The organism is Blautia sp. Marseille-P3087, assembly GCF_900120195.1.
Taxonomy (GTDB): Bacteria; Bacillota; Clostridia; order Lachnospirales; family Lachnospiraceae; genus Blautia_A.
In genome coordinates, this window is the sequence record NZ_LT635539.1 from 767,892 (window position 1) to 780,398 (window position 12,507).

General features: G+C 42.2%; 8 protein-coding genes. 2 read left to right on the top strand and 6 right to left on the bottom strand.

Features of this window, described 5'->3' with window-relative positions; translation table 11 throughout:
• Positions 1–4 precede the first annotated feature (4 nt).
• Both BQ7344_RS03670 and BQ7344_RS03675 read right to left on the bottom strand, forming a co-directional pair.
• The gene (locus tag BQ7344_RS03670; protein ID WP_072521462.1) at positions 5–952 is read right to left on the bottom strand and encodes a 3'-5' exoribonuclease YhaM family protein; all 948 of its coding nucleotides are present in this window, start codon (positions 950–952) and stop codon (positions 5–7) included.
• 14 nt (positions 953–966) lie between these two features.
• On the bottom strand, positions 967–2,298 hold the full coding sequence (locus BQ7344_RS03675; RefSeq protein ID WP_072521463.1) for a S1C family serine protease: 1,332 nt from the start codon (positions 2,296–2,298) through the stop codon (positions 967–969).
• A 294-nt stretch (positions 2,299–2,592) separates the two neighbouring features.
• Between BQ7344_RS03675 and BQ7344_RS03680 the strand changes: the two genes are divergently transcribed.
• Complete coding sequence (locus BQ7344_RS03680; RefSeq protein WP_072521464.1) at positions 2,593–2,868, top strand: hypothetical protein; 276 nt, start codon at positions 2,593–2,595, stop codon at positions 2,866–2,868.
• Positions 2,869–3,008: 140 nt separating this feature from the next.
• Positions 3,009–3,185, top strand: a complete 177-nt coding sequence (locus BQ7344_RS16430; protein WP_235816032.1) for a hypothetical protein — start codon at positions 3,009–3,011, stop codon at positions 3,183–3,185.
• 93 nt (positions 3,186–3,278) lie between these two features.
• Here the strand turns inward: BQ7344_RS16430 and BQ7344_RS03690 are convergent, their stop codons facing one another.
• The 4 genes from BQ7344_RS03690 to BQ7344_RS03705 form a co-directional block, all read right to left on the bottom strand.
• A complete protein-coding gene (locus BQ7344_RS03690; RefSeq protein WP_235816033.1) occupies positions 3,279–6,086 on the bottom strand; it encodes an ATP-binding protein in 2,808 nt (935 codons plus the stop codon).
• 91 nt (positions 6,087–6,177) lie between these two features.
• Positions 6,178–9,126, bottom strand: a complete 2,949-nt coding sequence (locus tag BQ7344_RS03695; RefSeq protein WP_072521466.1) for a hybrid sensor histidine kinase/response regulator — start codon at positions 9,124–9,126, stop codon at positions 6,178–6,180.
• Between the two features lie 5 nt (positions 9,127–9,131).
• A complete protein-coding gene (locus BQ7344_RS03700; RefSeq protein ID WP_072521467.1) occupies positions 9,132–10,982 on the bottom strand; it encodes an ABC transporter substrate-binding protein in 1,851 nt (616 codons plus the stop codon).
• A gap of 17 nt (positions 10,983–10,999) precedes the next feature.
• Positions 11,000–12,499, bottom strand: coding sequence for a response regulator (locus tag BQ7344_RS03705; protein WP_072521468.1), 1,500 nt, complete (start codon positions 12,497–12,499; stop codon positions 11,000–11,002).
• Positions 12,500–12,507 lie beyond the last annotated feature (8 nt).

A 12,507-nucleotide genomic window follows, 5' to 3' on the forward strand; every position in this document is an offset into this window, starting at 1 on the left:
AGGATCAAACGTCTCCTGTTCTTCTCAGATTTGATTCAAAAAGTCTGTTATATCCAAGCCATTCCTTCTTGCCCTTGTCTGCTGCAAAAATCTCTGTCAGCGTCTCCATCCGGGCATCTGTATTATCCGCAAGATTCAGCGCAACTGCTTCTGCAAGTGCAGGTTTTTTCGGTGAACCATACTCCAGTTCTCCATGATGCGCCAGAATGCAATGCACAAGCTGATTTTCCAGTGTTTCAGGGAAATTCGGAATGTCTTTTGCCAGATCATGGATCATCTGTGCACCGATGATAATATGTCCAAGAAGCTGGCCTTCATCTGTATAGTCATTTAAAGGAAAAGAAGAAAGTTCTTTTGTCTTGCCGACATCATGAAGAAGTGCAGCAGTGATCAGCAGATCTCTTTTGAGCAGTGGATAAGCATTTGCCATGTAATCACAAAGCTTCGTAACACTTAAAGTATGCTCCATTAATCCACCGATAAATCCATGATGAACCGTCTTTGCAGCAGAATGTTCCTGAAAAGATTTCAGAAATTCTTTATCTTCCACAAAGAGTTTATTCAAAAGTGCGGACAGGTATTCATTTTTTACTGTTTTGATCATGTTTAAAATCTGTCCGTACATGTCATCTGTACTGTTTTCGCTGACCGGAAGATAATCAGCCGGATTATACTCTCCTTCGGAAGCTTTGCGGACTCTTTTGATATTCAACTGCATTGCTCCTGCAAAAGTCGTAACATCTCCAACTACATCAATATAATCCAGTGTGTCAAAATCATCAATTCCGAGAGAATTCGGATCCCAGATTTTACCATCCAGTACACCTGTCTTGTCCTGCAGGATCACATTATCGTACGGCTTGCCGTTTTTTGTCATTGCTGACTGTTTCTGCTTGCAGAGGTAAATTCCGCTGACACGGTCTCCCTCATGTAATTCATTGATAAAACGCATATATTTTTGCCTTTCTATTTTTCCTTTATTATTACATTCAATTCTACGTTCACATATGTACCATAAGAATTTCTACGATAGATCTCAAGTTTGACTTTTGAGCCTCTGTTCAGACTCTGAAGCATCGAAGAGTAGTCGTCCATAGACCGGATTTCCTGTCCGTCAAGTGTATGTACAATATCTCCGCTTTGAACACCGGCTGTCATTGCCGGAGAATCAGATTCAACTGAATCCACATAGATGCCCTCCGGAAGTTCCAGATTTTCTACCTGATATTCTGAAATCGTTGCTCCGTGGATTCCGATATAACAGATATCGTCTCCATTCGCCATGCCCTCCAGAAGCGAACGAAGCTGCGTTGCCTCGACTGCACGAATCACACTGTTGTTCTCATCTTCCTGTCCGCCGCAGATGATCCCGACTACCTCTCCTGACATATTTAGAAGAAGGCCGCCTCCGTCTTCACTTCCTACCATATTTGTCGTCAGCATTCCATATTCTTCATCTGCCACTTTCATAGTGCCCGTAACAGCAGTAATCATCCCACTGACAAGAGAATCATAATCTCCTGTCGGACTTCCCACTGCGATCACAGCATCCATCTGTTCGATGTCATCGTCTCCGGCAAGTGCTACCTGCGGAATATCTTTTGCCGTTGCCTCTTTTACATCAGTAAAAGGAACCTGGAATACCAGGAAACCGGTGCGGCTGTCACTCTTGCAAAGCGTAGCATCTGCCATATCTCCATTCGAAAATGTCACCTGAAATTTTCCGGCATCATTCATATTGTCAGAATACGTCATGATGTAAAATGCCTCATCATTTTTGAGGAAAACAAATCCCTCTTCTTCACCATATTTCAAAACCGAATCATCCAGAAGATCGGCATCATTTCCCAATGCCAGAATTCGCACCAGTGCCTTACGTGGTACTTCTGCAACATTTCGCACCAGTTCTGCCCATGCATCATCTGCTGCCGTGTCCTTAGCAGCTATGTCTTCTGCTGTAGATGACTGCGCTTCATTCTGACCGGATTCCTTCGTATTAGCCGTTCCTTCTCCTGTTTCTGTCTGCTCCTGTTCTTTCAGATCAGCCGGTGCTTCCGTAACAGCCGGTATCAGGGTGACTTCTGTATGATGATCTGTCGAATCTTCAATCGTTTCAATCACTCCCGGCAGAAATAATGCTACAGTTCCAACCGTACAGCCGCCAAAAATCACACCACATACAGCCGCTGTCAGAAATTTCTTTACAGGGCTTTTTCTGTCTGTCGGACGTTCCTTAATTGTCTCTTTTATAAAAGAATAATTCTCCGAGGATGGTTTCTTATCACTCCGCTTAACCATAAGAATCCTCCTATAAGTTCAAACCTGATAATTCATAAATTATTTTAGCAAAATTTTATGAAATTTTTATGAACAATTCTTTTCGATTTTTATCATGTTTCATCAAGTGCATTTTTCCTTATATTTACGGACTGTTCGGTACTTTAAAATCGTATTTTCGTTGAAGGAATTTATGTTTTCAAAAGAAATCGTGATCACCCGAGTACCCAGGCTGTTTTTCTTACTATGTTCGTGATAAAATTACAGTAATTACAAAAGCTTCCCATTGCTTTCTTTTTACAGGAGGATTTTTCAATGCAGGAAATACATCATTTTTTTCACTCATTATTCAGCCTCACCCTTGATTTCCGTGTCCGTCTGTTTAATATTCTGGCTTTAGAAGGCACTGTGATCAGCCTGATCATGATTTTTCTGATTGTTTTTCCGGCGATGTTTTTTTCCAGCAGCGGATATCATGGCGGCATGCCGGCCTTCTTCGTGTTTGCCATTATTTTTACCGTGCTGATGCTGGAAAAAACACGGGCTCTGATCGTTTCTCTGCTGGAGCTTGTCCTATATATAGAAATGTAGATGCGCTTGCATGCCAGACTGATGATTATACATTTGGACTTTTTATCCTGACTCCGTCAGACTCCTATGATAAGGCCGCTGAAAAGGAAGCTACAGAGCTGATCAAATCCATAGATTTTGTTTACGCAGAGTATGTGGATATGGTCATGACGGATTACTTCCAGGTTCTTACCCCGGAGCGCTGGAAATATCTCTGCCGTTATGAAACGACCGAAACCGAAAATGGTGGATATAAACTGACTTATTACAATGAGGATGTTCCTGTGCTGACCCTGGAAGCCATACCTGATTTCCCTGTCGGGTTCGTGCGTCTCTAAAACACAAAAAAGAGAGCCCTCAGAGTTCGCACCTCCGGGGGCTTTTGCCTGTATTTCTGTGTCTGCGGGTACAGGCTGTCGCTTTTAAAAAAGCTATTGCCTTATAACTTCCGCTAACATCGACAGCAACTTATCAACCTGGATCGGCTTTGCGATATGACCATTCATTCCGGCTGCAATAGCCTCTCTCTTATCTTCTTCAAATGCATTTGCTGTCATTGCAATGATCGGTATGCACGCTTTATCCTTATCTGGCAGGTTTCTGATTGCCTGCGTTGCTTTATAACCGTCCATTTGGGGCATCTGGATATCCATAAGGATCATATCATATGTTCCTGTTGGCATTTCCATTATTCTGTTTACGCACTGAATACCATTCTCCACACGCTCTGTCTTAAGGCCGGCACGCTCAAGGATTGCCTCTGCAATCTCCGCATTCAGATCATTATCCTCCGCCAGAAGGATATTCCTGCCTTCAAGGATTTCACTTCCTGTTCCGGACTCTTCAATGTACTCTTTTACATAATAGCTTTCATCCGCTATCCTGTGCTTTAATGTAACTGTAAAAGTGCTGCCCTTTCCAAGTTCACTCTCTACATTTATTATTCCACCAAGCAGCTCAACATATTTCTTAACGATTGACATCCCAAGTCCGGTTCCTGCGATTTTGCTCTTTGTGGTGTTCTGCTCACGTGTGAATGCTTCAAAAATCTTTGTCTGATAATCCTGACTCATACCGATTCCGGTATCACTGACACTAATCCTCACTATCATGTATCCAGACTCATCACAAGATAATTCATCTACATCTACCATAACAGAACCACCGGCCGGAGTATATTTTATGGCATTGCTGAGGATATTGACGAATATTTCTTTTACCTTGGTAACATCTGTCAGTACATGCTCATGTTCTACATTCATCGCGTAATGAAGCACAATATTCTTTTTCATTGCTTTCTCATCAAACACTGCAAACAAAGACTTCCAGACATCTTCAATCCGGCAGTAATTCTCATCAAGCTCCATCCTTCCACTCTCAATTCTGGCCATATCCAGTACATTATTTATGATTGACAGGAGAAGAGTTCCTGACTGCTGTAGTTTTTCCAAATGCTCTGAAGTTTCAGGCAGCCCTTTTCCTTTCAGCTCATCCTCCATAAGCTGTGCATAACCAAGAATTGCATTCATAGGAGTACGGATGTCATGTGACATATTGTTAAGAAAACGGGTCTTTGACAGACTGGCATCCTCTGCTTTTTTCAAAGCGATTTCCAGTTTGTCATTGAGCTTTTGTGTATCATTTGCCGCAAGCTTTGCAACAGCTTCTGCTTTCCTTGCCTTCCGTAAAAGTACCAGGATAATGCCAATGATGCCAAGTGAAGAAAATCCTGCCGTGACAAAAAAAGCAGGCATATTGTCTTTTACAAAGTCCCAAAATGTCACCTTATCTGCTGTACTGTCATAGATAGCAAGTGCGCTTGTAAGCATGTCAGACGGCATGGCTTTTAAAGTTTTATTCAATATCGATAAGAGGGTTCCTTCTCCACCTCTTACTGCAAAACACGCTTCCATTGTTTTGGTAAGTGGAACACTCTTGAAATCTCGATTGTTATCATACTTCAGTGCCTGACTGGTTCCTATGAGAAAACAGTCTGCTTTTTCATTCATAACCATATCTGCGGCATCCTCAAGCGAATCATAATCTACCATCTTCCATTGCGGATAACCGAAAGCAATATGCTGTTTTAAGGCGTCTTTTTCCTTTGGTACAGCTACTGTATACACCCTGTTCTCATCAAACTTTCCCTCATCCGTTACCGCCATCAGGTTGTAGGTCCAGGCTGTGTTTGTAAGTGCATACCCGTTTTTTTCTGCGAGATCAGGATTTCTGCCGGCATAAAAAACTACATCAATCTCACAATTCTGCAGAGCCTGCGTCATTTCGTCATAGCTGTCATATTCCTGTATATAAAATTTCAGTGACTGATTCCCCAGACAGTCTTTGGCATAGGAGACATATTCTGATAGCATACCCATTAGTTTTCCAGTTTCTTCGTCCATGGAAAAGATTGCCGGATCATTATTCAAAAATCCTATGCGGATGTCACCTTGTTCTTCCAGCCAGGACTTTTCTTCGCCTGTAAGAATCTGACTATAATCAAGGGTAAAATACTTCTTATACAAATCGGCCTTAAAAAAAGGACTATCCTGTTCTAGCTGACGCATTGCCCAATCCAGCTCTGTCTTGATATCGCTGCGTTCTTTATTTATTGCAAAATATATGCCAGATTTACCAATCGTGGTAACAGATGCTATTCCCTGTTCAGACCAGATGGATTCCTCCAGGGATACAAAACAGTCAATCTCATGATTTGCTAATTTCTTTTCGACATCATCATCACTATTCACATTTACATGTTCTGTATGTATGCCATTCTTATTTTCCCATTCTGTCAGCATGATTTCAGGTTCTGTGCCTAAGAGCACGCCTACACGTTTTCCATCCAGCGACTTAAAATCAGAGGTTTCAATATCCATATCCGATAAATCAGCATAAAGGATATATTTTTCCTCACCCATCGGTTCATCCGGGAAAAGCATCTTTTGTGCACGTTCATCGGTGTAAGAGATATCGCCCATGATATCAATCTCACCATTTTCAAGCTTGTCAAAACAGTTGGACCAGTCACATTTCACATACTCAAATTTCCATCCGGTATAGCCTGCCAGAGCCTGCATAAGCTCGTAGCCATAACCCCGTCTGACACCATTTTTATCAACATAATCAAAGGTATCCTCAAATGAACCGACACGGATGATCTGTGACTGCTTTTCATCGTTATCCGTCTCAGCAGCCTGGCAAGGTACTGTCAATATTATCCATATTACTAAAACCACAAATATACCTGCACATAGTACGGTTGATTTTTTTCTATTATTATCCATATTTTTTGTTTCCTTTATTTGTGGGGGCTAATACTCCGGACAGCTAATTCAGGTTTCTCTGCAGGGTGCTGATCAATTCCTCTATGACAATTGGTTTGGACAGGAACCCATCCATACCGTATTCCAGTGCTTTCTTTCTGTCTTCATCAAAGGCATTGGCAGTCATGGCAAGGATAGTGATTCCCGACAGTGCAGGATCATCCAACGCACGGATCTGCTTTGTAGCTTCATATCCGTTCATTACCGGCATCTGCACATCCATCAGCACCAGATCATACTTACCTGATGTTGAATTTTTAACTTTCTCCACTGCCTCTGCTCCATTTTCTGCGGTATCAACCAGGAATCCATATTCATTAAGGATCTCCACCGCAATTTCTCTGTTCAGTTCATTATCTTCCACAAGCAGTATACATCTGCCTCTGAAATCTGAACCTGCTGCCGGAAGAACCGAATCTTCTGGTTCAGACTGACTCTGGCCGATGGCAGTCATCAAAGTTTCTCTGATATCCGACATGAACAGAGGTTTCGCACAGAATGCAGTCACTCCTGCTGCCCTGGCCTCTGCTTCGATATCAGACCAGTCATAAGCAGTCAGGATAATGATCGGTGTATCATCACCAAGGCTGCGGATCTGACGGGTGACCTCTATCCCATTCATATCCGGCAGACGCCAGTCGATGATATAAGCGTGGAATGCATCTCCAAGTTCCATAGACTGTCGTGCACGTAGAACAGCTTCCTTGCCGGAAAGTGTCCATTCCGAACGCATTCCAACCCTCACAAGCATTTTTGTCACGCTGTCACAGGTATTAAAATCGTCGTCTACAACCAGCGCCTTAAGGCCCTCCAGTTCAGCAATCTTCTCTATACGTTGGTGCTCAGACTGAATCCGGAATGGCAGACGAACAATAAATTCGGTGCCTTTGCCCTGTTCTGTCTGAACCTCAATGGTTCCGCCCATCATATCCACAATGTTCTTAGTGATGGCCATGCCAAGTCCTGTGCCCTGGGTCCTGCTGACTGTGGAAGTACGCTCCCTCTCAAAAGGAGCAAAGATCTTCTGTACAAATTCCTGGCTCATGCCGATTCCGTTATCCTTTACCCGGATCTCGTACAGCTCACTGCCTTTCTGTGTTCCAGGACGCTGTCTGATCCGGACAGAAACGGTTCCTCCTGCAGGTGTAAATTTAACTGCATTTGACAAAAGATTCAGCAACACCTGGTTCAGACGCGTCTTGTCACAATAGACATCCTCATTCGTAATATCCATTGCATCCATATAAAGTTCCAGCTGCTTCGCATGAATCTGCCCACTGATGATCGTCTTCAGGTCATGAAGTACATCCGACAGACTGACTTCTGTTTCTTCCAGATGGATCTTTCCACTCTCAATCCGGCTCATATCCAGTATATCGTTGATCAGTGAGAGCAGATGGTTACTGGAAGAAAGAATTTTCCCAAGATAATCCCGTACTCTTTCCTTATCATCAATATTACTTACAGCCAGTGTAGTAAAACCGATGATTGCATTCATTGGTGTCCGGATATCGTGAGACATATTGGAAAGGAAAGTACTCTTTGCCTTGTTTGCTGTCTCTGCAGCACGTACTGCCTCAGAAAGTGCCTGATTCATATTCCTGTCAGAGGTACGGTCCGACATAACCAGAATATATTTCTTCTTCCGGTTCACCTCACTGCCCATTGCCACAATATGAAACCAGCGTCGTTCTCCTGTTTTCTGATGAAGATATTCAAAATCCCATTCCTGCTGTTCCGAAGTCTGGATTCCCTCCAGATAATTCTTCTTCGAATTCTCAGAATCCCATGGATGCAGTTTTCCCAGAATATAAATATCCTTCCGGATCTGTTCTACCGTAAATCCCATCAGTTTTTCCACATTCGGGCTGACATAATCTGCCTGATATGTTTTGGCGTCCAGCATCAGGAAAACATCATCCACATTCATTGACAGCTTTTGAAACAGCTCATCCCTGTACAGGATCTCTGTATCTTTTCTCCTGAGACTTGCCCTGCTTTTTTGAATAATAAAGCTGATAAGTAAAGCTGCAATACAGAGCACAACCACACTGACAAGAAGCATTGTACTGCGCTGCAGACTGTTCATACTGGCGTTGACGATATCCTCCCTTACAAGTCCCAGAAACATCCAGTCCTGGATATCCGATTTTTCATAGACCAGATAGTAATTCTCTTTATCCAGATTCACCAGCATCGCATCGGTACGTCCTGCTTTAAACTTTTCCGAAAGCTCATTGATTTCTTTTTCGGACATGTCTGAATGTTCTCTCAGAACGCCAAAGAAGTTATACACGTTCCCCCATGACTCAGAAGAATGATCGACCACAACACGGCCATCCGGATGAACAGTAAAACTCTGAGCATCTCCATTGAAGGCAGAAATATCCAGCACATCTACAATATCAGAATTTTCATACGCAATGGCAATTGCATCATATTCAAATCCCTGATAGATTCCATGCGCCCTGGGAGTGGCAAAAACAAGCAGCTGAGATTTTCCGGGAACTGTTGCATTCGCAATAACATCATTTCCCTGCCGGATCTCCTCTTCAGTATTTCCCTGTAATCCAAGGTACCCGTTTTCCCCTGTTGCCGTCTTATAGTTCCCGTCAGCTGACAGAAAAAAGAATTCCAAAAAGCCGGCATCTTCCTGCGCTTTCTTAATATAATCATGAATTTCATCTTCGCTGGAAATATTCTGCAGATTCTCCCCCCACATATGAAGATAGGTCAGGTTCTTATCTGTCAGTTCCCTCAGCATGTTATCAGACTGATGAAAAACTTCCGTCAGATGAGAAACACTTTCCTCATAAATAGTTTTCGACACAAATCTGGAATACCGGAAAACCAACAGAACAATTCCCAGTAAAACAGCTGTAAAGACAGCTATCCGGAATCGTTTTCCCATGACAGGTTTCTTTCTACCTTTATTATGATTCTTAATATCCATTCTTCTCACCTCAGAGTCATGTAGTCTTCAGGCTCTGCAAGAATGGCATCACCATCTGAAATATGTCCTGTCCAAGTATCTTTCACAGTGGTATCTCCTCCCTCAAACACAATATTCTCATCTGCAGGATAAGCTTCCATATGTTTTGGTGTCGCAAGGCAGGTTACCGTAAAAGTATCCTCGTCCTGAACTTTTTTTCCATCTTTTGTAACTTTGCTCAATGTGTAACCATCATCTGTTTCTTTGACTTCCACGGAAATGCCACTGACCACAGGCAGAGAGCCCCGGTTAAACGGAGTAAATCCGCCCTCATAGCCTTCTACAAAGTTTTTAACTGTCTCTTTCAGTTCGGCTCCGCTCATCTTGCTGCTGTAAGCCGAAAGACCATTTGGCATGATCATGTCTCCCGCCATTTTTTCTGTATAGCCGGCTTTCAGCACATTTCCCGTAAAGCTGTTTCCGGTTGCGATCAGCACATCCGTCCCATAAATGCCACGCAGAGTGTTTGCCATAACAGAATATGCCGTGTTCCCGCCGCTACTATGAAAACGGTTGGAATAAGATTTCTGTGAATCCAGCACGATATCCTCAGAAGCAGATTCTTCTTCAAGAAGCTGCGTGTTAAATGACTCATAGGCCTGCCCTGCATCATATTCTCCTGAGATCATCTTAGACACCACATCCCTGGAAACGGAGAAAAAGTCATTTGATGCAATGCGGATATACATATGGTTTTCTTCGATCACAGGTTTCACATCCTTCAGGTATTCTGTAAGCTTAAGATCCACATCCTGACTGTAGCTTAACAGATCCTGTCCATCATAAACAATCCTGTTCTGCGCATCCGCTGAAAGCATTGTGTTCAGCACCTTCATTGCTTTCTTTCTGCGTGTTTCATCTTTTGTCAGATCACGGTTTAAAGCCATCTGGAAATATGGCGTAGTCATAATCCACTTTTCACCGTTCTCCTGAAAGAATGGAAGAAATGTCGTGTTTATGCCCTGATCCTGAAACATTTTTACACCGGCAGAACTGCCAAAGTACATGGCAAGCTTGCCGCTTTGATACATCTCAACTATATCGTCATAATTTATATCCAGATCATCCTGGCTAAGCCCTGTATCCTGGATGAACTGCTCCATACGTTCAAAAGCCTTCGGCCAGACAGTACTGTCCAGTCCTTCTCTCTTTGTATTATCCGGGTCACTGTAGGCAGTACGCCACTTACGTCCTTCTACAGAAGACAACTCTGATGCTGACAACCCCTGCAGTGTCTCCATACAGGTATAATCATAATAATAGTCTGCAGTAAAGCCACGAATACCCACTTGTTCAAATGCCTGGCAGGCAGAAACAAAGCTTTCATAATCTGCCGGAAGAGGAATATCATACTTTTCAAAAAGGTCTTTGTTCACTACAAAACCATGCGCATCCGCACACACCGGGAGCCAGTTTACGCTTCCATCCTCATTCATAAAATTGCTGAGATAGGTATCATAGACAGCACCTGCCTCATTGGTTGTGGAAAGATCCATCAGACTGTCTTTCATCGGGCTTGCATCATGCAGCGAAAAACGACAACAGGTTATAATATCCGGTAATCCACCATTTTCCTTAAGGAACTTATAGAAATCCAGATCATTATTCCCGACTACAAATTCAACGTTGATATCCGGAAGCTGTTCCTGGATATATGGTGCATATTTTTCATACAGATTTGTGCTCCATAAGTACACCGTGATTGTTTCTGCATCTTCTTTTTCCGCACTTTTACTGCCACATGCTGACAGAAGTGATACGGCTGTCACCATTGCCAGAAGTGCAGCCAAAACTCTGTTCCATTTTTTCTGTTTCATTACGAGTCCTCCTTAATTTATTTTGCACTGTCAATATATCCAATAATTCCTATATAGCCATCTTTCTTTAATGGAGACCACAACGTATGCAATTTCAGATTATACAGCTGACGGTTATTTTCCAGCTTCGCTTCTATCTGCACAGAGATTTCTTTATCCTGCACAGATGTATGAGCCAGTAACCCCTTGATATGTTGAACATCTTCTTCACTTACTTCAAACTCTTTGAATACATCAAATTTTGGATCATCTCTCTGATATAGTGTCTGCTGATTTTCATTTATTATAGTCAGCTGACCTGAAACTGCATTGTAATCAACAGAGTTCCTGCCACTGTTTTTCTTAAAGAAATCTATCTTTTCCTGCATGACTTTGATGAGATGCTGGGAATAGTTTTTGCGCGGTAAAGATTTTTCACTGAGAATTTCATTAGAGAGCCTCTGTGCTTCATAATACTGTTTACTATCATCCGTCTCGTTACTGAATATTTTGAAAATCCGGGGGCTTAGCTCTTTCAAACACTTAAGAAGGATTGGATTAAACTGGCCGCACTGTCCATCCAGAATCATTTTGATTGCTGTATCATGATCGAATGCTTTCTTGTAACATCTTTCACTGGTAAGTGCATCATAAACATCAGCAATCGATACAACCTGCGCAGAAATCGGTATCTCTTCACCTTTCAGTCCATCCGGATATCCCTTTCCATCCCATCTTTCATGATGCCACCTGCAGATTTCCCATGCAGTATGCACCAGCGGCTTTTCTTGTGGTAAGTGTATATCCTGGATTATATCTGCTCCAAGCTTACTATGAGTTTTCATGATCTTAAATTCTTCATCCGTCAGTCTTCCTGGTTTATTCAGTATTTCTTCCGGGATATAGATTTTACCGATATCATGAAGTGAAGATGCAGTTGTGATCAAAGCAATATCTGCTTCTGTCAGATGATAGACGTCCGTTATTTTTATCAGTTGTCTCAGCATCATTTCCGTTGCTGTTTTAATATGCAGGATGTGTTCCCTGCTCTCACTGTTACGGGATCCCAGAATACTACTTAGAATTCTGATCATAATATTATTATTTTCTTCTTTTTCATAAATCTGGTCTACAACCACATTGACCAGATTATTTTGATTTGCATAAAGGCTCAGCGTGTTCTGGACCCTTTTCTTTACAATAACAGAGTCAAACGGCCGTGTGATATAGTCTGTGATTCCCATCTCATATGCTTCTCGCATAGTATCAACAGATTCTTCAGAAGAGATCATAATTACAGGAGTTTCTTCAATACACTGACTTCTTTTCATTATTTTCAGGACTTCAAAGCCGTTCATCTGTGGCATATTGATATCCAAAAGCATCAGATCAATCCCAATATTTTCTCCTATCATCTGGATTGCCTGATTTCCATTTTCAGCTTCCAGATAATTATAAGTTTCTCCGAGAATCTCCTTCAATATATCCCTGTTAAATTTTGAATCATCTACAATCAGTATTTTTTGTCTTTTATCCATATTTTTTC